This window comes from Halostella sp. PRR32 (assembly GCF_034808085.1).
In the GTDB taxonomy this organism is placed as follows: domain Archaea; phylum Halobacteriota; class Halobacteria; order Halobacteriales; family Natronoarchaeaceae; genus Halostella; species Halostella pelagica.
Genome location: NZ_JAXHGL010000003.1, coordinates 40,183 through 61,884, shown reverse-complemented (window position 1 = coordinate 61,884; position 21,702 = coordinate 40,183). Strand labels below are relative to the sequence as shown.

Annotated in this window: 21 protein-coding genes and 1 other RNA gene; 10 read left to right on the top strand and 12 right to left on the bottom strand. The window is 66.0% G+C overall.

Annotated elements, in window-relative coordinates:
• Positions 1 to 66 precede the first annotated feature (66 nt).
• The 5 genes from SM753_RS10140 to SM753_RS10120 all read left to right on the top strand — a co-directional run bounded on the left by SM753_RS10140 (position 67) and on the right by SM753_RS10120 (position 2,527).
• Positions 67 to 420, top strand: a complete 354-nt coding sequence (locus SM753_RS10140; RefSeq protein WP_323191510.1) for a hypothetical protein — start codon at positions 67 to 69, stop codon at positions 418 to 420.
• 147 nt (positions 421 to 567) lie between these two features.
• Entirely contained in the window at positions 568 to 819 is a 252-nt protein-coding gene (locus SM753_RS10135; protein ID WP_323191509.1) for an MTH865 family protein, read from the top strand.
• 335 nt (positions 820 to 1,154) lie between these two features.
• On the top strand, positions 1,155 to 1,322 hold the full coding sequence (locus tag SM753_RS10130; protein WP_323191508.1) for a hypothetical protein: 168 nt from the start codon (positions 1,155 to 1,157) through the stop codon (positions 1,320 to 1,322).
• Positions 1,323 to 1,769: 447 nt separating this feature from the next.
• Positions 1,770 to 2,078: a hypothetical protein gene (locus tag SM753_RS10125; RefSeq protein ID WP_323191507.1), complete on the top strand. Its 309-nt coding sequence runs from the start codon at positions 1,770 to 1,772 to the stop codon at positions 2,076 to 2,078.
• 95 nt (positions 2,079 to 2,173) lie between these two features.
• Complete coding sequence (locus tag SM753_RS10120) at positions 2,174 to 2,527, top strand: hypothetical protein (RefSeq protein ID WP_323191506.1); 354 nt, start codon at positions 2,174 to 2,176, stop codon at positions 2,525 to 2,527.
• Between the two features lie 70 nt (positions 2,528 to 2,597).
• Here the strand turns inward: SM753_RS10120 and SM753_RS10115 are convergent, their stop codons facing one another.
• Positions 2,598 to 4,157 carry a long-chain fatty acid--CoA ligase gene (locus SM753_RS10115; RefSeq protein ID WP_323191505.1) on the bottom strand — a complete coding sequence of 520 codons (1,560 nt, stop codon included), beginning with the start codon at positions 4,155 to 4,157 and terminating at the stop codon, positions 2,598 to 2,600.
• A gap of 277 nt (positions 4,158 to 4,434) precedes the next feature.
• Here SM753_RS10115 and SM753_RS10110 point away from each other — a divergent pair, with 277 nt between their 5' ends.
• Positions 4,435 to 5,532 carry an aminopeptidase gene (locus SM753_RS10110; RefSeq protein WP_323191504.1) on the top strand — a complete coding sequence of 366 codons (1,098 nt, stop codon included), beginning with the start codon at positions 4,435 to 4,437 and terminating at the stop codon, positions 5,530 to 5,532.
• A gap of 28 nt (positions 5,533 to 5,560) precedes the next feature.
• Here the strand turns inward: SM753_RS10110 and SM753_RS10105 are convergent, their stop codons facing one another.
• From SM753_RS10105 to rnpB, 3 genes are all read right to left on the bottom strand, one after another.
• On the bottom strand, positions 5,561 to 6,337 hold the full coding sequence (locus tag SM753_RS10105) for a YihY/virulence factor BrkB family protein (protein ID WP_323191503.1): 777 nt from the start codon (positions 6,335 to 6,337) through the stop codon (positions 5,561 to 5,563).
• Positions 6,338 to 6,451: 114 nt separating this feature from the next.
• Entirely contained in the window at positions 6,452 to 7,432 is a 981-nt protein-coding gene (locus SM753_RS10100; RefSeq protein ID WP_323191502.1) for a matrixin family metalloprotease, read from the bottom strand.
• 57 nt (positions 7,433 to 7,489) lie between these two features.
• Positions 7,490 to 7,929: RNase P RNA component (gene rnpB / locus SM753_RS10095), an RNA gene on the bottom strand.
• A gap of 245 nt (positions 7,930 to 8,174) precedes the next feature.
• Here rnpB and SM753_RS10090 point away from each other — a divergent pair.
• Positions 8,175 to 8,777 (top strand): TIGR00296 family protein, encoded by a 603-nt coding sequence (locus SM753_RS10090; protein WP_323191501.1) that lies wholly within the window; start codon positions 8,175 to 8,177, stop codon positions 8,775 to 8,777.
• A 72-nt stretch (positions 8,778 to 8,849) separates the two neighbouring features.
• Here SM753_RS10090 and SM753_RS10085 read toward each other — a convergent pair whose 3' ends face one another.
• The 3 genes from SM753_RS10085 to SM753_RS10075 form a co-directional block, all read right to left on the bottom strand.
• The gene (locus SM753_RS10085) at positions 8,850 to 9,998 is read right to left on the bottom strand and encodes a nicotinate phosphoribosyltransferase (protein ID WP_323191500.1); all 1,149 of its coding nucleotides are present in this window, start codon (positions 9,996 to 9,998) and stop codon (positions 8,850 to 8,852) included.
• Positions 9,999 to 10,072: 74 nt separating this feature from the next.
• Complete coding sequence (locus SM753_RS10080) at positions 10,073 to 11,383, bottom strand: Hvo_1808 family surface protein (RefSeq protein ID WP_323191499.1); 1,311 nt, start codon at positions 11,381 to 11,383, stop codon at positions 10,073 to 10,075.
• Positions 11,384 to 11,467: 84 nt separating this feature from the next.
• Positions 11,468 to 13,189, bottom strand: coding sequence for an Hvo_1808 family surface protein (locus SM753_RS10075; protein ID WP_323191498.1), 1,722 nt, complete (start codon positions 13,187 to 13,189; stop codon positions 11,468 to 11,470).
• 97 nt (positions 13,190 to 13,286) lie between these two features.
• Here SM753_RS10075 and SM753_RS10070 point away from each other — a divergent pair, with 97 nt between their 5' ends.
• Complete coding sequence (locus tag SM753_RS10070; protein ID WP_323191497.1) at positions 13,287 to 13,859, top strand: isochorismatase family cysteine hydrolase; 573 nt, start codon at positions 13,287 to 13,289, stop codon at positions 13,857 to 13,859.
• A 4-nt stretch (positions 13,860 to 13,863) separates the two neighbouring features.
• Here SM753_RS10070 and SM753_RS10065 read toward each other — a convergent pair whose 3' ends face one another.
• Both SM753_RS10065 and SM753_RS10060 read right to left on the bottom strand, forming a co-directional pair.
• On the bottom strand, positions 13,864 to 16,176 hold the full coding sequence (locus SM753_RS10065; RefSeq protein WP_323191496.1) for a histidine kinase N-terminal 7TM domain-containing protein: 2,313 nt from the start codon (positions 16,174 to 16,176) through the stop codon (positions 13,864 to 13,866).
• Between the two features lie 74 nt (positions 16,177 to 16,250).
• The gene (locus SM753_RS10060; protein WP_323191495.1) at positions 16,251 to 17,090 is read right to left on the bottom strand and encodes a hypothetical protein; all 840 of its coding nucleotides are present in this window, start codon (positions 17,088 to 17,090) and stop codon (positions 16,251 to 16,253) included.
• Between the two features lie 52 nt (positions 17,091 to 17,142).
• Here SM753_RS10060 and SM753_RS10055 point away from each other — a divergent pair, with 52 nt between their 5' ends.
• Both SM753_RS10055 and SM753_RS10050 read left to right on the top strand, forming a co-directional pair.
• Positions 17,143 to 17,820 carry a lipoate--protein ligase family protein gene (locus SM753_RS10055; protein ID WP_323191494.1) on the top strand — a complete coding sequence of 226 codons (678 nt, stop codon included), beginning with the start codon at positions 17,143 to 17,145 and terminating at the stop codon, positions 17,818 to 17,820.
• A 102-nt stretch (positions 17,821 to 17,922) separates the two neighbouring features.
• Positions 17,923 to 19,188 carry a dihydroorotase gene (locus SM753_RS10050; RefSeq protein WP_323192076.1) on the top strand — a complete coding sequence of 422 codons (1,266 nt, stop codon included), beginning with the start codon at positions 17,923 to 17,925 and terminating at the stop codon, positions 19,186 to 19,188.
• 180 nt (positions 19,189 to 19,368) lie between these two features.
• Here the strand turns inward: SM753_RS10050 and SM753_RS10045 are convergent, their stop codons facing one another.
• The 3 genes from SM753_RS10045 to SM753_RS10035 are packed head-to-tail and all read right to left on the bottom strand — an operon-like array spanning position 19,369 to position 21,691.
• The gene (locus SM753_RS10045; protein WP_323191493.1) at positions 19,369 to 19,716 is read right to left on the bottom strand and encodes a hypothetical protein; all 348 of its coding nucleotides are present in this window, start codon (positions 19,714 to 19,716) and stop codon (positions 19,369 to 19,371) included.
• 2 nt (positions 19,717 to 19,718) lie between these two features.
• Entirely contained in the window at positions 19,719 to 20,681 is a 963-nt protein-coding gene (locus SM753_RS10040) for an ABC transporter permease (RefSeq protein ID WP_323191492.1), read from the bottom strand.
• The gene (locus SM753_RS10035) at positions 20,678 to 21,691 is read right to left on the bottom strand and encodes an ABC transporter permease (RefSeq protein ID WP_138796547.1); all 1,014 of its coding nucleotides are present in this window, start codon (positions 21,689 to 21,691) and stop codon (positions 20,678 to 20,680) included. The genes SM753_RS10040 and SM753_RS10035 overlap by 4 nt, the downstream gene beginning before the upstream one ends.
• Positions 21,692 to 21,702 lie beyond the last annotated feature (11 nt).

The window sequence follows — 21,702 nt, the reverse complement described above, 5'->3', positions numbered from 1 at the left end:
CGCCACGGTTTTCGCGAGTTTAGGCGTAGCAAAAAACCTATTCGAACGGACCATCAATTCCACGACATGCGCCGCTTGACGCGGTATGCGCTAGCACTTGTCATTTCCGGGGCGATCACTGTCTTCGCCGCCACGCTTACCGATTCCGCACTTCTCCTTGCAGGGATCGGTCAGGTGTACGCCGTCGGGAGCGCAGTCGTCCTCCGTCCGGATATTCGCCGGTTGGCGAGCGCGTCCGGCGGAACTCCGAGCACCGTTTTCGTTGCAGTGACAGTGTTCGGAGTCCTCTCGATCGCAGAGGGCCTCTCGTCCGATTACCATTTCGGGGCGGCGATCCTCGCGGGCGGATTAGCGTACTTCGGTCTGGTCTGTGGCATCTGGACGATTAGCGACGGGGAGACGGGCGCCGGAGCGACGTGAACGAGACGTTACGGACTGGGTTCCGTAGACGCAGGTCCGTCAGCGCGCCACGGGAACACGTCGCGGCTTTCTCATCGCGGGGCGAGACGGCTATCAGTCGAGGAAACTACACCAAAATTTAATATTTATGCCCGACAAGGGTTGGCCATGGCAGACGAGACCGAGATCCGACAGCAGATGATAGACGCCTTCGAGGGCGCAGACTACCCCATCTCCAGTCCGATGGACCTCGTTCCCGCACTCCCGAACGGTCCGGGGACGAAGTTCGAATCCGGCGACTTCTCAATGACGGCCATGGAACTGAACACGAAGATCCCCGGCGGTGACTTCCCGTACGAGTCGGCCGAGTCGTTCGTGGACGACATCATGGAGAATCTGAAGGACGAGGGCTATCTGTAGAGCGAGTGCGAGCGAGGCGACTCACGCCGGTCCGTCCCTGTTAGCGTGAGACGCATCCGGCGACGTTGCCCTCTGCGGTCCGTGCCGGACAGAGAGCGTGGCGGGGCGCGCGCCAGTTGCCGGCGGCGTGTACCGGCGTTCGCGGCCGCCCGGTAACGACCGTGACGAGAGGGATCACTCACTGTTGGTAATCCGCAGAGAGTCGATCATGTGTTCGGATTATAATACTTGGTTGTGATCCACTCACACACCGGCGATAGTTTTAATTTACCAACCGTTCACAGGAGTACATACGTCATCAGCCCGGTTCTCCGGGCGAAGACGGGTGAGATCACATGATCATCGCACTTCCATCCCGGACCGTCGCTCGCAAGACGAGCGGTGAGTCCGTTCCCGCCGGGTATGCCTTCTCGGCCGTCGCCGGCAACGGCGGCGAGGCGGGCCGTGATGGGTGCGCAACCGTGACTCACCCACGTGCTCGGTCCGAAACCCTCGCCGCGTAAAGGCGTCGCCGAGGGGCGGACCGTTTCTCCGGGGCTCTACGTTTCCGCGGAGGGGTCTGTCCCTGACGGACGTCGGGGCCGAGCACGGTTCTCCGACTCTCCGTCACTTTCGGCGATTCCACACTGTCAGCGCCCCCGTTTCCGCGGGTCCGCCGCCACGGCCCGGCGGATCCCCGATGGCTACGTCCGACAGTGTACCGGCGAGCGCCGGGCACCCGATGATGGCTACGGTCGTGGGCCGTCCGCGACCCTGCCCGTGCCCCGCTGACGCTCCCGAGCGGCTGTCGCCCGTTCCGCGGCGACGCTCGTTGCGGGCGCTCCGGCACCTGGTAGAGGCGTCACTGCCCTCCGACCGACAGCATCTGCCCACCCCTGCCGCGGCGCGTCGCCGCGGTCCCGGACCGTCGCTCCGCGCGACGGGCGCGTTCGATTCGCGCCAGGGGCCTCATGCAAGCACAGAGAACTCCCACGGTGACCGCCACCGCCGAACTCGAACTTCGAGTACCCCGCGACGGCGAACGGCTGGAGCGAGACGCCGAAACCGTCCTCGAACGGGTCGACGGCGTCGTTCGCGCCGACGTGGAGGGTCTGACCGGTGTCACTCCGACGCTGAACGACCTCCAGGTCGGCGTCGCCGTCCGCCTGCGGTTCGACCCGGACGACTCGACCGGGACCGACGCCGCGGGCCTCCGCGAGACGCTCGCCGACGGGTTCGGCGTAGACGAGGTGTCGACCGTCGAGGTCGAAACCGCCTGATCGTCGGGGAGACGCCGGCACGACCGCCGACACACCGCTCGCGGAGTCCCCGACCCACGACGCATCGCTCGATAACCGCTTTCGGATTCGGACCAATGTTAGAGAAACTAGTCCACGCAGTCGTCGGGTATCGCTCCCGACGCGACGACGAATCGTTTGCAAATCACGCGAACGCGGCGGCCGCAACCGCCGTCGGCCGCGTAGCACCGGCCGCGCGCCGCGCACTGGGCCTGGCCGACGCCGCCCTCGCCGCGGCGCTGGTCGCCGCGCTGTTGGTCGGCGCTGCCGCCACCGCGTTCGCCGTGGCGGTCGCAGTCGCCGTCCTCCCCGACCACCCCGCCGGCCTCGCTGTCGTGCTCGCGCTCGGCGGCGCGAACGTCTTCGTCGGCCTGCCGCTGCTCGCCGTCAGGGCCGCGGAGGTCGTCGGTGACCAGTCACTGGACCGGTGAGTCGGTCCCTTCGCCGGTTCCGGCTGTGACTCGTTCCCTGTACGCGGGCGTGTTCGGCGGCCCGTAGCGTTCACTCTTCTTCGCGGAGTTCGAACTTCTGGACCTTTCCGGTGGTCGTCCGCGGGAGTTCGTCGACGAACTCGACCTCGCGGGGGTGTTTGTACTCGGCCATCCTATCGAGACAGTACTGCTTGATCTCGTCCTCAGTCACGTCGGCGTCCGGCGTCGGGACTACGAACGCCTTGACCGTCTCACCGCGGCGCTCGTCAGGGATACCGACGACGGCGGCGTCGGCGACCGCGTCGTGTTCGAACAGTAGTTCCTCTATCTCCCGCGGATAGACGTTGTAGCCGCCGCTGACGATGACGTGTTTCTCGCGGTCGACGATGTAGTAGTAGCCATCCTCGTCGTGATACGCCACGTCGCCGGTGTGGAACCAGCGGTGGCCGTCTCGCTCGGTAAACGCCGCCTCGTTCGCCTCCGGGAGACCCGAATACCCCTTCATCACGTTCGGGCCGTCGACGACCAGTTCGCCGGTGATGTCGTCGAGGTCCACCGCCGCCTCGTCGACGGGACCTTTTTCGACGGGGGCCACTGTCTCGAACTCCTCCGTGACGACCTTCGCGTCGACGTCGGGTAACGTCTTGCCGATGCTGCCGACGCGACGACCGGCGTCGGGGGTGTTGAAGTGTGTGACCGGACTCGTCTCGGTGAGACCGTACCCCTCGTATATCGTCGCGTCGAACAGTTCCTCGAAGCGACGGAGCACTTCGACGGGGATGCCGGCACCGCCGACGCCGCAGAGGCGGAGCGACGAGAGGTCGAACGACTCGGCGTCGGGCTGGTTGACGAGGTCGTTGTACATCGCCGGCACGCCGTGCATCAGCGTCAGGTCGGCCGACTGGATCAGGCCAACGGCCTGCTGGGCGTCCCACTCCGGAAGCGGATAGTACGCGCCGCCGCCGAACAGCGTCGCGTTCATCACGACCGTCATCCCGTAGATGTGAAACAGCGGGAGGACGCCGAGTTGCCTGTCGTCGGGACCGATCCCCCCCGGGACGAGCCCGGCGGCCATCTCGGCGTTCGATTCGAGGTTTCGGTGAGTCAACTGGACGCCCTTCGGACGACCGGTCGTTCCGCTCGTGTACGGCTGTACCGCGATGTCGTCGCCATCGCGGTCGACGACGTCGTGCGGTTCCTCGGCGAGAAACGACTCGAACTTCGTTCCCGCGTCCGCGTCCCCGCCGACGGTCACGACGTGTTCCACGTCGGTATCGTCACGCACCTCCTCGACGAACGGGACGAGGTCTGCGAGCGCGACGACCACCTCGGCACCGCTGTCGTCCAGCAGGTGTCGTATCTCTCTGGACTTGTACTGCGGGTTCATCGGCACGACGACGCCGCCGGCGCGGAGCGTCCCGTGGAACGCGGTGACGAACTGCGGCAGGTTCGGTAGGTAGACGGCCACGCTGTCGCCAGGACCGATCCCGCAGTCGGCCAGCGCCTGGGCGAACTGGCCCGTTCGTTGCCAGAGCGCGCCGTAGCTAACGTCGCTCCCGTCGAAGTGGACGGCCGTTCCCTCCGGGCGGTTGGCGGCCACTTCGCCGACGTTCTTGACAAGGTTTGTCATAGTCTATCGGTACCGTACGTCTCGGTAGTATAAAACGTTCCGCTCGTTTCGAGTTTCCTCGTCCGACGGACGACCGCTGGCTTCCGCCGACGTACTCGACAGGGCCTCTCTGACCGCTGAGGAGTGCGACGGCTCGACGACCGGGAAGTGCGGGAACGTCGCTATCTAACTCGCGAAGGAACGCGGAGACGACATGAGGTCGGGTGGTGGTCGAGGAGCGGTCGTTCTCTCACCATGGATCCGCGGATCCTTTTGTCCCGCTGTGCGATGGACTGGTATGGACGACAGAGTGTCAGAGCACGCCGAGGTGCTCGTCGACTGGAGCGCGCAGATCGAGGAGGGAGACGACGTCGTGGTCAACGTCGGACCGGACGCCCACGAACTGGCAGTCGCCGTCGCGGAGAAACTCGGCGAGAGAGGCGCAAACCTCGTGACGCTGTACAGTTCCGGCGAGGTGATGCGGGCGTACCTCCGCGCCCACGACGACGAGTTCGACGAGAACCCCGACCACGAACTCGAACTCCTCCGAAACGCCGACGCCGTCCTCTCGCTCGGCGGCGGGCGAAACACCGCCGGCACCGCTGACGTGCCGAGCGAGCGACGGCAGGCGAACCGGAAGGCAAAGGAGGGCGTCCGCGAGGCGTACATGGACTCCGACTGGGTGTCGACGGCCCACCCCACGCGGTCGCTGGCCCAGCAGGCGGGGATGGCGTTCGAGGAGTACCGGGACTTCGTCTACGACGCCGTGCTCCGCGACTGGGAGGAACTAGCCGGCGAGATGGCGAAGATGAAGGAGGTCCTCGACGACGGGAGCGAGGTCCGTCTGGTCAAAGAAGACACCGACCTCACGATGTCTATCGAGGGACGCACCGCCGTCAACAGCGCCGCATCCGTCGCGTACGACTCCCACAACCTTCCGAGCGGCGAGGTGTTCACCGCGCCGTACGAGACGGAGGGCGAGGTGCTGTTCGACGTGCCGATGACGCTCCGCGGAACCGCGGTCCGCGACGTGCGCCTCGTGTTCGAGGACGGCGAGGTCGTCGACTACGCCGCCGCGCAGGGCGAGGACGTAGTCGGCGACATCGTCGAGGCGGACGAGGGGTCGCGCCGTCTCGGCGAACTCGGCATCGGGATGAACCGCGGCATCGACCGCGTCACCGACAACATCCTGTTCGACGAGAAGATGGGCGACACCGTCCATCTGGCTCTCGGCCGCGCCTACGACAGCAACCTTCCTGAGGGCGAGTCCGGCAACGAAAGCGCCGTCCACACCGACATGATCACCGACATGAGCGAGGAGTCGCGGCTGGAGGTCGACGGCGAGGTCGTCCAGCGCAACGGCACCTTCAGATGGGAAGACGGGTTCGAGGAGTAGCCCCGCGCGAACGGAGCACGAGGAGAGGCTACGCCGCCTTCGTTTTCGGTCCCCGCCGGACGGCGTTGACCGCCGCGCCGATCAGAACGACGATAGCGGCGAAGTACAGCCACGTGACGAAAAGCAACACGGCCCCGATGACGCCGTAGGCCTGATAGCGCCCGGCGTTGGCCGCGTAGATCCGGAACCCGACCTGCAGGAGGACCCAGCCGACGGCGGCGACGACCGTCCCCGGGAGAACCTCTCGCAGCGACACGTCCACGGGCGGAAGGACGTAGTAGATCGGCAGAAACGCGACCACGAGTACGAGTATCAGGACCAGCGTCCCGACGACGTTGATAAACGGGATCTGCAGGTTCAGTAAGGAAAATGCGACACCGACGCCGATCACGAGTCCGACGGCGAGCGCGATACCGACGACCACTACGAGCGCGTCGCGGACCTGTTCGGGGAGCGAAGCTTCCATATCGTCCTCGTACAGTTCGTCGAACGCCTGGTCGAGCCCCCGAAACAGTTTCAGGGCGCTCCAGGTCAGCGCGATGAACCCGACGATACCGGCGGCACCTCGACCGGTCGTGTTCGTCAGCGTGTTCGTGATGATATCTTGCCCCGCCGACGAAAGCTGTTGGCTGAGCATGTTGACGACGCGGTCAGCCAATGCCTGTCCCCCGACGAACGATGCGACCGCTATGGCCAACAGCATCAGCGGGATCAGCGAAACGAACGCGTAGTAGGCGATCCCCGCCGCGAGGAACGTCAGGTTTCGGTCGCTGGCGAGGCCGATGACGGAGCGTGCAGTCGACACGGGCGATGTACGACGCCCAGAGGGTCGTTCGTTGGGTTTACTGTCGGTGTGATCACGAGCACACAGTCGCTACGTCGAACTGGCGAGTAGCACCGGGACAGTGTCACAAACAGCCTATCGCCACCACTCGCTCCGGCGGTCCTCCGCGTCGGCGTCGCGGAACGGCTGCGCCCAGTCGTATTCCGACGTGTGACCGAACCCGTAACCGAGCCAGTAGCCGACGTGCCAGCCGACGGCGGCAGTGTCTACTCCGGCGACGGTGATCTCTAGGCTGTCGTACCGTTCGGCCGCACCGTCGCCGTCGGGGTCGACGCCGGAACGGGACGCACAGGAGCCCACGTCGCCCTGACAGGGGAGTGTCTCGACGTAAGTGATCACGACGTCCGCAGCGGACCGATTCTCGACGACGCGGAAGGAAACGTTCTCCGGCACGGTCCCGTCAGCGCTGTCCCCGTAGTAGTCGAGCGCGTGCCGCACCTGATCCTGCGCACCGGACGGGTTCGAGGCGTTCGAGACATCGACAGCGACGGAGAGGGACTCGTTTTGCCACGGGAGCACCCGCTCGGTAGCGTTTGGTTGCGGTTCCGTCGTGAGGTCCGTACTGTGGGCCATTATCGACTGCGGATCGTCGTCGTGAGAGAGCCCCAGCACGTGTCCGAACTCGTGTTTCGTCACGATCACGGTCGATTCGTCCGAGAGGTTCGCCTCCACCTCGACGGCGACGGGCGGGTCGACTCGGCTGTTGGACGAGAGCCGCGGCGCACACCCGGCGGCGTCGTCGACGTCGCCGCATTCGTCGACATCGTCGACGAACGTGACGACGACATCCGGATCCGTGGCGTTCGGGTCGAGAACGAACGCCGCCTCGTACGCGGCGTACTGTCCGCCCTCGCCCTCCCAGTACGAAAGCGCCTCGCGCACCAGCGGCCGGTACTCCCGGTCGCCCCCGCCGCTGTCGATGGCAACGACTAGCTCGTCGTCGTCCCACGGCGACCCGGACCCGGTCATCGGGTCGGCCGCGTCGCTCACGTCGTCGAGGCCGACGCTACATCCGGCGACGACGACCAGTAGTGCAACGAGGCAGGCGCGACGCATCGAAACCACGTAGACGACTCTCCGTTATGAACGTTGTCTCCGTTAGATATGAATGCTGGCAGAGAGGAGTAAGCCCCCTTCTGTTTCGACCCTGCATTCGGCTGAGCGTCCGTACCTGTGTCCGGACTACCTGTCGTACGGACTTGCACCGGTGAGGATTCGCCGTTCCATCGGTCCTCCGCCGTCGGGGAAGTACCTCCCCTCGTTCGTCAGCGGCTACTGCCGCTTCGGAGACTGCGGTCGCAATGCGACCGCGTATCCCTCGGTGGGTCAACTCCCGTTCCTTTCGGTCGGGTTCGCGCACCTCATCGGTTCGGCGGAGACGTGTCGTTTCTGTTCCAGTGCCAGCGGTCTCCCGCTCCGGACTTGCGTCCGGTCACCTGCCCGGACGGTGGGGGGACTTTCCTCGCGGGCGCGAACCGCCCCGAAGGGCGGCCCGCGTTGAGCACTCGGGTCGTTGCCGACCCGGGCGTCGCGGCGGCCGGGCTCTCTCTACCACTGAAATATAGCCCCGTCCCGCGTTTAAGTTGTTCGGTTAGCTGGATCGTAACGCCCTTCGAATCCGCTGGTAAGCGCGTCCTACAACCGGTAGCAGCCACCTTCGATTCAGCGTAACTGGGGCAATGACCGACAGTACCGGTGCGGCGTAGAGAAGCGTTTCAGGCCGCAAAAAGTCCAAATTATGTGAGTTCGTACCATTGGAAGGGAAGGGTTGAAGGGTATCAACGCCCTTGAACTGTGTATGTCACAAGTACAGAGCGTCGATCTATCGTACGAAGACGGCGCGCGAGCGGTCGAACTGGCGCGAGAAGCCGTCGAATCGTACGTCCGTAACGGACAACGCGAGCACCCGGGAAGCATGCGAGACGCGTTTTACGCTCGCACCGGCGCGTTCATCCGTCTGGAGTCGACGCGGGGGAGGGGAAGTCTCCGGGGCTGTTCCGGCGGCTATCAGGGGGACGACCAACTCGGCCACGTCATCGTCGACTCGTCTATCCGCGCCGCGAGCGACGATTCGTGCGGCTCGGAAGTGACGCCGGCGGAGCTGTCGAATCTCACAGTCTCCGTCTGTGCGGTCTGTAACGTCGTCCTGACCGACGACCCGGTCGCAGACATGGAGCTCGGAACCCACGGCGTCGCAGTCGACGCCGGCGGCGACAGCGGCTGGCTCTACCCCACCGTCCCCGTCGAGAACAACTGGTCGGAGAGCGAATATCTCGCCCGCGTCTGCCGCAAGGCCGGTCTCCGTCCGAACGCCTGGCAGGACGAAGACATCGTCGTGACGCTGTTCGAGGGCCAGATCTTCCGCGAGCGCGAGCCAGAAGGAAGCATCGAAGAGCTGTAAGACGAGCGTTTTTGGCCGAGCGGTTTGCGCTGCTTACTCGCGAGTGCATCCCTCGCCGACGGTATGGTTCCGCTACTCGAACCCGACTTTCGCGGCGTCCGCCGCCGTCTGCGCCGCCGCCTCGTCGATGTCGAACTCACGGACGATCTCACCGTCCCGGACGAGCGGTTTCAGGAGTTTCTCGCCGTCGTCGGGGCCGTCGCGGTCCGCGAGTCCGACGTGATGGCCGCCGTCCGGGGTCCGGTAGACCTCTTTCACGCCGGAGAGTTTGCCGCGTTTGGCGATAGGTTCGCCGTCGATCTGGATGATGTCGAGGCCGAAATCCAGAGGGTCGGCGTCGGTGACGTAACTGCCGACGCCGAACCCGTCGGCCACGTCGCGGAGGTTTCGAAGTTCGACGGGTGTCAGACCGCCGGAGAGGAAGATCCCCACGTCGTCGTAGCCGCGCGCGTCCAGTTCCCAGCGCACCTCGCGGACGATGTGCCGGAAGTCGCCGCGACGCGAGCCGGTCGTATCGAGACGCACGCTATCTAGGGCGTCGCCGAGCGTCTCCGCCGCGCGGAGCGTCTCGTCTTTCTCGTCGGTGAACGTGTCACAGAGCGCGACCCGGGGCACGTCCTCGCCGACGGCCTCGTCGAACGCGGCCCACGCCGCTTCCTGGTTTCCGCGGCCGAAACAGAGTAGCAGGGCGTGGGGCATCGTCCCGCCGGCCTCCCGTCCCAGCACCTGCCCGGCCGCGACGTGAGAAAAGCCGTCGAGACCGGCGAGGAGCCCGGCGCGCTCGACGACGGGCGTGATCGTCGGATGGACGTGACGCGCGCCGAACGAGAGAACCAGCGATTCCGGCGCGGCCTGTCGCGCCCGGAGCGCCTTGGTCGTGAAGGCGCTGGCCTGCGAGAGAAAGCCGAGAAGCGAGGTCTCGAAGCGCGCGAACTCCAGATAGTTCCCCTCGATCCGGAGGACCGGGCCGCCGTCGAACAGGCGTCCCTCGGTCAGCGCGTCTACGTCGACGTCGGTCCCCTCGAAGAGATGCGCGACATCTTTCACGCCGGCGAAGGCCTCGAACTCGCCGGTCGGGAACTGGTCCGCCGTCACCTCGGCGACCACGCGGGGGTTCCGGCCCGCGTGTTCGAGCGTCCGTTCCGTCCGCTCGAAGTAGGCGTCCGTCGCGGTGCCGTCGAGGATGTCGTCGGACGACACCGTGTCGAACGGGTTCGTCATACCGGGTTTTTCCCGTCGATATCGAAAAAGGCACCCATTGCGTCTCAGAGGCAGCGCCTGACCGTAAACACCGCTCAGGAGCGGGGCTCGTGGACGCTTTCGAGCGCCTCGACCGTCGGCGCGTTCACTATTCGGACGGTCCGACCGTCCCGGACGACCCGGAACGCGTCGCCGAACGAGTCGCTCTCGGGGATCCGGTAAGTGTCCGCACTGACGCGTTCGGCACCGCGTTCGTCGAGCAGTTCCACGTACGCCTCGTGGAACTCGCGGGCGTCCGCGTCCGTGTCCCACCGCGTCCCGAACACGTAGCCGAACGAATCGCCGCTCCGATACGGTACGAGCGTGTCGCCCGCCCAGCCGTCCGTGATCGGATGAGAGTAGTTGTACCGCCGCTCGTCGGAGTAGAGGTGGTCTTCAGGGACGATATCGTTGTGCCAGAAAGTAGCGTACAGCGTCGCTTCGCCGACGGTTTCGGTCCCGTCACCGAACCGCTCCCACTCGGCCGACGAGCGGTCGGGAACCGTCACGTTCGCGGGCGACTCGTCGGGATAGCGTTCCGGATGGATTATCTGCTCTGAGCTCTCGGGGAAATCGTCGTACGCGTCGTCGACCGAGTCCCAGCCGCCGCGGTCGCGCAGTTGCCCGACGAACTCGGGGCCGTCGGAGTAGGGGAAGAAGACGACGAGGAAGAGCCCGCGGTTGTACGACCGCTCGGTGCTCGCCCGGCCGCTGCCGGCGCAGTCCCACTCCGAACCGCAGCGCCCCTCGTACCGGTCCATCACGTAGTTCGCGTCCCCTTCGACGAGGCCGTTCGCGGCGATGCCGGCGTCGTGCGTGCTCGTCGGCGTTCCGAGACTGAGTTGCTGGGCCTGCAGTGCGTGGGTGAGTTCGTGGACCAGCGTCGGCCGGTCCACCGACACCTCGTCGGGGTCGTCCGCGACGAGGACGATGCTGTCGTCGACGTAGTAGCCGACGACGCTTCCCCCGTACACCTCGCCGAACGCGTCGTCGGCGTCGGTGTTCTCGCCGACGAGGAACGTCGCCTCCCACACCTGGTCGTCCCACTCTGTGTACCCCCGGCCGATGCCGCCGCGTTCGCGGAACCGGTCGCGGGAGATCACCTCGACCGACACCGAGCGGTCGTACTCCAGGTTGCGGATGCGTTCGATCCGCGCCATCGCACGAGAGGTCACCGCCCGACGCTCCGTCCGGTCCATCCCGTCACTCGCGTCGACGGAAACGTTGTCGTCGTACCAGTACCCGCCCTCCCATCCGGTCGGGTCCTCGTCGTATCCCGGCGGTGTGTCGGGGACATCGCTTCCGGGCGGTGCTACACAGCCGGCGACGACGAGGAGACAGACGACGGCGAGGGCCGGGAATCGCATCGTGACTAGGGAGCACTCCGGCGAAATAAAAGGTGGTTTTTCGGACCGGTCGCAAAGAACCGTCTCTGGCCGGAGAGCCGCCCGTTACGTCCGGCGGCGGGCGAGCAGTGTCGACGCGAAGAGTGCGGCGAGGGCCGCGCCCACGCCGAATCCGGGCGTTCCGTCGGTGTCGGAGTCGTCTTCCTCCTCCGTGGCGTCGCTGTCCATCTCGTTGGACCCGTCGCCGTCGGCGTTGTTCGAACCGTTCGTAGTCGTTTCGTCGTCGGAACCGCCAGCGTCGAGGTCGGATTCGCTCACGTCGGGGGCCTCCGCGTCGACGCCGTTCAGTTCGTCGAGCGTCGGCGCGTTGACGATGACGACTCGGTCGCCGCGCTGTTCGACGTAGAACGCGTCGCCGAACTCCTCGTCGTCGGGGACGCGGTAGACGCCGTCGTAGCCGTCGACGGCCTGGGCACCGTGGTAGTCGAGGAGGCGCTCGTACCCTTCGACGAACTCCTCGGCGTCCTGCTCGGAGTCCCAGACGGACGCCCAGACGTACCCCGTCTCGTTCGTCTCGGTGGAGTCGTCAGTGACGTACGGAACGAGGCGGTCACCGTCCCAGCCCTCGGTGTACGGGTGGCTGAAGTTCAGCGGGTCGAGGGAAGCGACCTGTCCGCCCTCCACGTTAACGAACTCACGTTGAGATATCAGGTAGTCGTTCGGGGTGGAGTCGTAGGCGGGGTAGACGAACATCGACATCATTCCAGCCTCGCCGAACGACGCGTAATCGATCCCGTCTTCGATTTCGGGGACGCGCCACTCGTCGCCGCTGCGGTCCTCGACGGTCACTTGTGTCGGTTCGTCGTCCATGTACCGTTCGGGGTGGATCACCTGCTCCGTGCTCTGGGGCGTCGCGTCGTACATCGCGTTGACGCTCTCCCAGTCACCCGTCTGATAGTGGTGCTGGACGAAGGACGCACCGTCGCTGTACGGCTGATACGAGACGAGGTAGAGCCCGAAGTTGGCCAGTTCACCGCCACCGGACCCCTCGCGCTGTTCGAGGCAGTCCCACTCCTCGCCGCAACGCTGTTCGTAGCGGTACTCGACGTAACTCGCGTCGCCCTCGATGAGGCCGTTGTTGGCGTTGCTCCCGTCGGTCGTGTTCGCGCGGATCGACGAGAGGTTGAACTGCTGGTCCTGGATGGCGTGAACCAGTTCGTGGCCCAGCGTCAGTTCGCCCTCCAGTCGCGGGGAGGTCTGGTTCTCGGAGACGATGACCATGCGGTCCTCTTCCGGGCTGTAGAACCCGAGGACGCTCGACCCGAAGTTCGACTGCTGCACGGACAGCGCGTCAGTGTTCTCGTTGACCATCATCGTCGCCTCCCACTTCACGTTCTGGTGGAGGCGCTCGTTCTCGGTGGTGTTGCCGAACCGTTCGGCGTTGATCTCGCGGTACTCCTCCCGGGAGATGACCTCGATCGGCACGGTGTCCTCGAACTCCAGGTCGCGAACCTCCTCGACGCGGGCCATCGACCGCGCAACGACCGCGTCGAGTTCGCTCTCGTTCAGACCGTTGCTTCGGTCGAGTTCGAGGCTCTCGTTGTGCCAGTAGCCGTTCTCCCACCCCACGACATCCTCGTCAGGGTCGTCGGGAGCGCTGTCGTCGTCCTGTACCGTCGACGCTGTCGCCGGTGCGGGCGGGGCGGACTGGGCGGCCGGGGCGGCGTCGGCGGTCGGTCCGTCAGCGGGCGCTGCCGCCGCCGCTACGGGGACCACGCCCGACAGGACGACCATTGCCGCGATCACTAGAGCAGATGTCGTTCGCATGCGATACGAACGGTTCGGCCGGAACTGTAAAAAGAGGTGGGAAGAACGGCCCGACACTGACACAACAGTTTTGCGGCACACGTCTGTACGAACGAGTATGAACGTCGATACAGACTCCACGGCGGTCATCGTCGTCGACATGCAGAACGGCTTCGCGCACCCGGACGGGAGCCTGTACGCGCCGGCGAGCGAGGAGGTCATCGAACCGATCTCCGGGCTGGTCGGGCGTGCGCGGGAATCGGGTGCCGAAATCGTGTTCACCCGCGACGTTCACCCGCCGGAGCAGTTCGACGGCAACCACTACTACGACGAGTTCGAGCGCTGGGGCGAACACGTCGTCGAGGGGTCGTGGGAGACGGAGATCGTCGAGGAACTCGCACCCGAGGCGGACGACCACGTCGTCGAGAAACACACTTACGACGCCTTCCACGGGACGGAACTCGACGGCTGGCTGTCCGCCCGCGGCATCGACGACCTCGTTATCTGCGGCACCCTGGCGAACGTCTGCGTGCTTCACACGGCCGGAAGCGCCGGACTACGGGATTATCGACCGATCCTCGTCGAGGACGCCGTCGGGTTCATCGAGGAGGACCACCGTGCGTACGCGCTGGACCACGCCGGATGGCTGTTCGGCGAGGTCGAACCGCGCGAGGCGGTCGGGTTCGACTGAGCGGTCACTCGACGCCGACTATTTCGAACCGAGCCCCTTGCTCGGCGGACTCGTCGACCCGCACCGACCAGCCGTGGGCCTCGGCTATCTCGTGGACGATCGCCAGACCGAACCCGGTTCCGTCGTCAGAGGTAGTGAACCCTTGTTCGAGGACCTTCTCCCGGTTTTCGGGACGGATCCCCCGCCCGGTATCGCTGACGTAGAAGCCGTGTTCGAACGTTCCGACAGTAACCGAAAGCGGCGAGTCCGTCGCGGCCTCGTCGTCCGAGTTGTCGTCTCCGGGAGGGGACCGACCAGCGGGCGGCGAAACCCCCGTTTCGGCTGCGTCTCGCGGGGGTTTCGAGTCGAAGTCAGCCGAAGCACCCCCGACTGCGTCAGCAGAACACGAAGCGTTCGGGTCGCCTGACGAACTGTGTTCCCCGGAGTCGCCGGACTGTGTCCAGCTGTTAGTCGAGCCGTGCTCGATACTGTTCCGGAACAGGTTCTCGAACAGTTGCAACAGACGGGGGCGGTCGGCTCGGATGACCGCGTCGGTTCGAACGTCGAGGCACGCGTCGCCCGTGTCGACGTTCTTCCAGGCTTCAGCGGCCAGATCGGACAGCGACACCGGCGACGGGTCGGTGACGACGCGACCGTTCCGAGCGAGTTCGAGGAGTTCGTCGGTCAGTCGATCCATCCTGTCGATCGCTGACTCCACTCGGTCTAGCGCCCCGACATCACCCTCCTCACGGGCCTTCTCCAGATACCCGTCAGCGACGGTGAGCGGGTTCCGGAGGTCGTGACTGACGACGCTCGCGAACTCGTCCAGTTGCTCGTTCTGTCGCGCCAGTTCGCGCTCGCGCTCCCGGAGCTCCGATTCGCGTTCGGCGCGGGTCAGCGCGGCCGCCGCGTTGGCTGAAAGCAGGGACGTGAGCCGGACGAGCGTCTCGTCGTGCTCGAACGGGGTAGTCGCCGCGGCACTGAGCGTTCCACGGTCGCCCAAGGGGAACACAGCGACCCCCCGAAACGGCGTCGACTCGTCGCGGAGTACGTCTTTCCCCCGGACGTCTCGGTACACGAGCGGTTCGCTGGTCTCGAACACCGTCCCCTGTAATCCCTCACCGACATCGAAGGCGGGCACCGGGTCGTAGAGGTCCACGACCGCGTCGGTGTGAGCGATCGGGCGTAGCTCGCCGTTTTCTTCCAGATGAACCGCGGCGTGTTCCAGGTCGAGGACATCGCGGACGGCCCTGACGGTCCGCTCGGCGACGGCGTCCGGCGTCTCGGCGCGCATCAGGTCGCGACTGGCGGCCTGGATCGCCTCCAGGGATCGCTCCCGCTCGCGGCGCAAGGTTACGTCTCGAAGGACGATGACGGCTCCCTGCTGGTCGCCGAGCGGCGTCACCCGGGGTTCGAAGTACTGCCTGTCTCCGTCACCGTCGTACACCACCTCGTCTGTCATCGTACTCGCGACGATATCGACGGAGTCCGATACCTCGGGGAACGACTCGGAGAACTTGCGACCGAGCGGGTCGGGAACGGCGGACAGGTCCCGAGCGGTCGGATTGACGTCGACGACGTGTCCGTTACCGTCGACGGCGACCATCGGGTCGTCCATTCGGTCGACGACCGCCGAGCGGGCAACCGGCGAGAGGTCGAACAGTCGGTAGTCGTACAGCGCCCAGAACACCACGAACCCGTTGATCACGAAGCCGAACGGGGTCATATCGAGATGCGGAACCGGCGACGCGCCGACGTGGTACGCCGCGTTTGTGAGCGCGGGTACTACGGCCGCCCCGAGAACGAGCAGCGACTGCTTCCGGTAGAGGCCCGTCGACTGGACGGCGATGCCCGCGATCAGGATCATGCCGGCCGTGACGAGGAGATAGCTGACGGCGACGCTCACCCACCAACCGGTAGCGAACTGGACGACGAGAAGACGGAACGGCCCCTCCACGACCAGTGAGGGCTCCGACCAGAACAGTTCGTGGACGGGGTTAGTGAACGAGAGCGCGGCCGTGAGAGCCGCTGGAGCAGTGACGACGGTGACCGCGCGAAGGGACACCCACTCGCCGTAGTCAGCGTACTCCAGGGTAAACAGCGCCCACAGCGCTGGGACGAACGCGATAACGGCCGAGCGCCAGCGGAACCAGGGAAGCGCCGACGACGCATCGGTCGCAGTGAGTTCGACGGCGAACCCGAAAAGCCAGAGCGCGTTCACCGCCATCATCGCGGCGAAGAAACGCCCTCCCGGATGCTCGCGCCGACGCCAGGCGAGCGCGGCGAGACTACTCGCTAACACCCCGGCCACGAGTGTCCCTGCAAGCAGAGCCGTCATCGGAAGCGAGTACACGATCAGCAACGTGGGAAAAGCATGACCCGCCCCCGTATATCGATGGCGGCCGACTCTACTCAGCGCCGGATCTCGACGGTCACGCGTTCTCCCTCGTGGAATACGGCGTTCGGACAGACGAGTTTCGCTCCGAAGTCGCCGTCTCTCGCGAGAAACAGCGAGAGCCCCGTTATCGGGTCGCCGTTCGCCACGACCGTGACATCGCCCCAATCGACAGTTCGACCGTCCGCGACGCCGACGCGGGACCCGCAAAGCGACACCGGGCGTTCGCAGTCACCGTTCCCGAGAACGCCTCCGCCCGAATAGTGTGGGAGGCCGCCGTCGAGAACGCACGGTTCGCCATCCGGCGGAGCGCCTGCACCGATCCCGGCGAAGCACTCGCCGGGAGCCGGGTGAGTCGGCGCGTCGAGGACCGCGTACGTTTCGCCCGTCTCGACGACGGTCCCGGTGCCGTCCCATGTGAGCCCGCGGAGTTCGACATCGACCGATACGGGCATCGATCCCGATGCCCGGTACAGGTTCGCGTCGGGGTCGCGAAAGCCCAGGTGGACGTGGTTGTCGACCCAGGGCGCGAAGAACCCGGAACGCACCATCTCGCCGAGCGAGTCGCCGACCGCCACCTCGTCGCCGTGCGCGACCGCCGGGTCGACGTGGAGAACCCTGGCGACCCGGTCGCCCTGGTCTATCAGGATCAGGTGGTCGTGTTCGACGGCGTACGGTTTCTCCGGCGCGGTCACGGTTCGCGTCGAAATAACCTCGCCGGCGACGGGACTCGGCGCGTCGTTCGTCTCCGGATAGAGGTCGATAGCGCAGCCCTCGTCGTGGGCGTCGTACGGCGAGTTGTACAGCGAGAACCGGGGGTACCGGGAGAGAACGGGCTCCGATAACGTGACGACCATTACGCTCACCTTGGAGCCGTGGCGTTTAGTCGCCTCGGGTCCACGGTCCGGTATGCGCGTACTTCGGGGCCGCGCCGCGACAGTCGGCGCGGACCGCGACGTCACGGCCGAGATGCTGGCGACCGTCGGCGACGACCGCGTCCCGGCGGTGCGAGTGTGGCACCCACATCGACAGGTGGCGTTCGGTCGCCGCGATTCCGGCGAAGACGGGTACGAAGCGGCCCGCGACGCGGCGCGTGACCACGGGTTCCCACCGGTCGACCGCAGCGTCGGCGGCCGTGCCGTGGCGTACGCCGACACGACACTTGCGTTCGCGTTCGCGGAACCGGTCGCGGACTTCCGCGAGGGACTGGACGGCCGATACGAGCGTGCCACGGCCGCCGTCGAACGAGCGCTCCGCGATGTCGGCGTCGACGCCGAGCGCGGCGAACCAGACCAAGCCTTCTGTCCCGGAACGCACTCGCTGCAGAGCGACGGGAAGATCGTCGGCATCGCCCAGCGCGTTCGGAGCGACGCCGCGCTCACCGCCGGCGTCGTCATCGTCGATGAACGGGAGACGCTCGCCGCCGTGCTTGCGGACGTGTACGAGGCTCTCGGCCTCTCGTTCGACCCCGACTCGGTCGGTAGCGTGGCCCGTTCCGGCGGGAACGACGATCCCGCGGCGGTCCGGCAAGCGATAGAGCGCGCGTTCGTCGGGGAGGCCGACGCGACCGTCGAGCGCGTGAACTGACCGAGGGCTACGTCCGCTACCGCCGAGTTCGAGTGCTACTGTCCCACAGAGCCACCGCAGCGTACCGGAGAACCCTTCTCCGTGGGCCCCGACCGACAGAACATGCTCATCGGGAACGCAACCCTGCCGGACGGTCGGCGACGAGACGTTCGCGTCGAAGACGAGACGGTTGTCAAGGTCGGCGAGAACCTCGGAGACGCGGACATCGATGCGACCGGAAAGCGCCTGTTTCCGGGCGCTATCGACGTACACGTTCACTTCCGCCAGCCCGGGTTCGCGCACAAGGAGACGTGGGAGACGGGCAGCAAGAGCGCCGCTGCGGGTGGCGTAACCACCGTCGTCGACCAGCCGAACACTGATCCGCCGACCGTCACCGGCGACACGTTCGACGAGAAGGCTGCCCTCGCCGACGCGTCGCTCGTCGACTACGGAATCAACGGCGGCGTCACGCCGGACTGGGACCCCGACTCGCTGTTTTCGCGCCGACTGTTCGCCCTCGGCGAGGTGTTTCTCGCGGACTCGACCGGTGACATGGGGATCGACGCGGAACGGTTCGCCGACGCCGTCGAGCGGGCGGGCCGAGAGGACGTGAGCGTGACGGTCCACGCCGAGGACGCGACTCTCTTTACCGAGGCGGCGAAGGACCGCGACGACGCGGACGCCTGGAGCGCCTACCGGACCGCCGAAGCCGAGGCGGCCGCGGTCGAACGCGCGGTCGAAGTCGGCGCGGACGCGGCAGCCGACCTCCACATCGCACACACCAGCACGCCCGAGGGCATCGACGCCGCCAGCGACGCCGGCGTTACCTGCGAGGTGACACCCCACCATCTCTTTCTCTCGCGTGATGACTTGCCGGATCTGGGCACGTTCGGTCGAATGAACCCGCCGCTACGGAGCGAACAGCGCCGCGAGGCGGTGTACGACCGCGTCGCGGACGGCACTGTCGACGTGATAGCGACGGACCACGCACCGCACACCCGCGAGGAGAAAGACGCGAGCATCTGGAACGCCCCGAGCGGCGTTCCCGGCGTCGAGACGATGCTCCCGCTCCTGCTGGAGGAGGCTCGACAGGGTCGTTTCTCCTACGAGCGCGTTCGCGACCTGACCGCGGCCAACCCCGCCGAGATCTTCGACCTGCCGAACAAAGGCCGCATCGAGGCGGGACGGGACGCCGACCTCGTGCTCTTCGACCCGGACGACGTCCACGAGATACAGGGAGACGACCTCCATTCAAAGTGCGGCTGGACGCCGTTCGAGGGCCGGCAAGGCGTGTTCCCGGAACTCACGCTGGTACGCGGTGAGGTAGTTTACGACACCCGAGACGGAGAGGCGTTCGGAGAGGGAGTCGGAGAGAACGTACGCGCGTAGCGAACAGACGACACTTCGGATCCCCACGACGACGTGTCGCGCAATCGCGAACCGTCGCGGGGCGGGAGTCAGGTCACGCCGCGCGTTGGTCGTGGCTTCGGTGAAAAACCTTTGGCACTGACCGGCTTCGGTAGCGGGACTCGCGGTCGGTAGTCGGGTCGGCCCGGTACGAACGGACCGTCACAGGCCGACCGTCGACACGGACGCGACCAGCATCACGCCGAGGCCGAACCCGATGAGTCGGGTCATCGCCCGACGGGAGTCGGCCTCCGTCCAGTTGGACCTCGTCTTCATGTAGCGTTGCATGTTCTCGATACCGGTGCCGGCCATAACTGACCCGGACCAGCCGAGCAGTCCGAGGCCGAACGCCAGTGCGCCGAGCGAGAACACCTGCTCGGTCGCCGTTCGGAAGTCGCCGTCGACGGTGAACACGGCGACGGCGACACCGCCCGCTATCGCACCCGCGAGCGCCGCCGTGGCGAGACGGCGGCCGGGCGCACGTATCTGGTCCGGAACGGAGAGTGACACGGTCAGTCGACCGTCTCACGCATCCGCGGGTCCAGCGCGTCGCGCATACCGTCGCCGAGTAGATTGAACCCCAGGACGGTTACCGCGAGGAACAGACCGGGGAAGAAAGACCACCACCACTGCCCGGTGAGCAGACCGTTGTCGACGCCGTTCGTCAACATCAGCCCCCAGGACGGCGTACCGGCCTGGGCACCGAAACCGAGGAACGAGAGGGCGGCGAGGTCGATGATCGCCAGCCCGAAGTTCAGCGTGCTCTGGACGGTGATCGGCGCGAGCGAGTTCGGTAACACGTGTCGGAGGAGGACGCGGCCGTCCCGCGCCCCCAGCGCCTCCGTGGCGTCGATGTACTCGTCTTCGAGCACCTTCAGTGCCGCGCCGCGGACGACGCGGGCGAAGCGGGGCGTGTAGACGAGCGTCAGCGCGATGACTGCCTTCCAGAGACCGACCCCGAAGATGGCGACCAGCGCGAGCGCCAGCAACAGCGACGGGAACGCGAGCAGAACGTCCATCGTGCGCATGATGACGTTGTCGATCCACCCGCCGTAGTAGGCCGCGATGATGCCGAGACCGACCCCAAACGTCGTCGAGGCGACAACGATGATAGTGCCGTACTTCATCGCCAGCCACGCCCCGTAGACGGTCCGAAGGAAGAGGTCCCGCGCCTGTAAGTCAGTGCCGAACGGGAACTGACAGGAACCGAAGTTCTGTAGCGCACCCAGGACCGTCGGATCGCCACAGGGACCGGCAAGGCTCGGGTTCGTGCCGAGTTCGGTGTGAGCGAGAGCCTCCGGGTCGAGGAACAACCGGGCGTAGACGGCCATCACGGCCATCGTGACGATGAGTGTGAGGCCGAAAACGGCCAGGCGGTTCGACAGGAGTTCTGAGAGGAACGGAGAGGCGCGCAGCCGGTCCAGCAGACTGCGGCTCGCGCGTTCCTCGGCAGCTGTTTCGGTTTCCGTGCTCATTGTTCGATCCTCGGGTCGAGATAGGAGTACGTCAGGTCGACGAGAAGGTTCACCAGCGTGAAGACGACTGCGAACACCAGAACGATCCCCTGCACGACCGGATAGTCACCGTCCTGGATCACCGTGACAAGCAGTTTTCCGACGCCGGGTATCGCGAACACCGTCTCGGTCAGTACCGCACCGCCGAGCAGGCTCCCGAACTGGATGCCGATGACGGTGACGACGGGGATGAGCGCGTTTCGGAACCCGTGTTTCATCAGGGTGATCTTCGCGCCCTGGCCCTTCGCCCGAGCGGTCCGGATGTAATCTTTCCGTATGACTTCGAGCATCGAGGAACGCATCATCCGGGAGATGAGCGCCATCGAGTAGACCCCGATGACGAGCGACGGCAGGAACAGGTGATGTACCGCCGAGATGAACGCCTCGTACTGGCCGAGCAACAGTGTGTCAACAGTCAACAGTCCCGTCACCTGGGGAGCGGTGTACTCGGAGCCGATCCTGGTGCTCGTCGGGAACCAGCCGAGGGTGACCGAGAACAACAGGATCAACAGCGGACCGCTCCAGAATATCGGGACGCTGATACCGGTGAGTGCGCCGAAACGGCTGAGATGGTCGGTGAGAGAGTCCTGCTTGACGGCGCTGATGATCCCGATCGGGATACCGAAGAGTATCCCGGCTAGCTGGCCGAACACGGCGAGTTCCATCGTGATCGGGAACTTCCAGCGCAGGAGACCTGCAACCGGCTGTCCGCGGCGGTAAACGTACGACTCGCCCAGGTCGAGGTGAAGGAGGTCCCAGAGGAACCTGCCGTACTGCACCCATATCGGGTCGTTGAGGCCGAGCCGGCGTTCTATCTCCCGGACGGCCGCCTCACTGGCGCGCTCGCCAGCGATAACCCGCGCGGGGTTCCCGGGAGAGAGTTGCAGGATAGAAAACACCAGCGTCGCCACTCCGAGCAACACTGGGATCAACAACAGCAGCCGCTTGACGATGTATCGCTTGCTGATCATCGAGAGGTCGG

Coding starts and splice junctions, on each gene's coding strand:
- SM753_RS10055 (WP_323191494.1), top strand. CDS start 17,143: ATGCGCGTACTTCGGGGCCGCGCCGCGACAGTCGGCGCGGACCGCGAC.
- SM753_RS10115 (WP_323191505.1), bottom strand. CDS start 4,157: ATGACAAACCTTGTCAAGAACGTCGGCGAAGTGGCCGCCAACCGCCCG.
- SM753_RS10125 (WP_323191507.1), top strand. CDS start 1,770: ATGCAAGCACAGAGAACTCCCACGGTGACCGCCACCGCCGAACTCGAA.
- SM753_RS10100 (WP_323191502.1), bottom strand. CDS start 7,432: ATGCGTCGCGCCTGCCTCGTTGCACTACTGGTCGTCGTCGCCGGATGT.
- SM753_RS10060 (WP_323191495.1), bottom strand. CDS start 17,090: ATGGTCGTCACGTTATCGGAGCCCGTTCTCTCCCGGTACCCCCGGTTC.
- SM753_RS10135 (WP_323191509.1), top strand. CDS start 568: ATGGCAGACGAGACCGAGATCCGACAGCAGATGATAGACGCCTTCGAG.
- SM753_RS10040 (WP_323191492.1), bottom strand. CDS start 20,681: ATGAGCACGGAAACCGAAACAGCTGCCGAGGAACGCGCGAGCCGCAGT.
- SM753_RS10050 (WP_323192076.1), top strand. CDS start 17,923: ATGCTCATCGGGAACGCAACCCTGCCGGACGGTCGGCGACGAGACGTT.
- SM753_RS10120 (WP_323191506.1), top strand. CDS start 2,174: ATGTTAGAGAAACTAGTCCACGCAGTCGTCGGGTATCGCTCCCGACGC.
- SM753_RS10035 (WP_138796547.1), bottom strand. CDS start 21,691: ATGATCAGCAAGCGATACATCGTCAAGCGGCTGCTGTTGTTGATCCCA.
- SM753_RS10070 (WP_323191497.1), top strand. CDS start 13,287: ATGAACGTCGATACAGACTCCACGGCGGTCATCGTCGTCGACATGCAG.
- SM753_RS10130 (WP_323191508.1), top strand. CDS start 1,155: ATGATCATCGCACTTCCATCCCGGACCGTCGCTCGCAAGACGAGCGGT.
- SM753_RS10140 (WP_323191510.1), top strand. CDS start 67: ATGCGCCGCTTGACGCGGTATGCGCTAGCACTTGTCATTTCCGGGGCG.
- SM753_RS10080 (WP_323191499.1), bottom strand. CDS start 11,383: ATGCGATTCCCGGCCCTCGCCGTCGTCTGTCTCCTCGTCGTCGCCGGC.
- SM753_RS10085 (WP_323191500.1), bottom strand. CDS start 9,998: ATGACGAACCCGTTCGACACGGTGTCGTCCGACGACATCCTCGACGGC.
- SM753_RS10065 (WP_323191496.1), bottom strand. CDS start 16,176: ATGACGGCTCTGCTTGCAGGGACACTCGTGGCCGGGGTGTTAGCGAGT.
- SM753_RS10090 (WP_323191501.1), top strand. CDS start 8,175: ATGTCACAAGTACAGAGCGTCGATCTATCGTACGAAGACGGCGCGCGA.
- SM753_RS10075 (WP_323191498.1), bottom strand. CDS start 13,189: ATGCGAACGACATCTGCTCTAGTGATCGCGGCAATGGTCGTCCTGTCG.
- SM753_RS10110 (WP_323191504.1), top strand. CDS start 4,435: ATGGACGACAGAGTGTCAGAGCACGCCGAGGTGCTCGTCGACTGGAGC.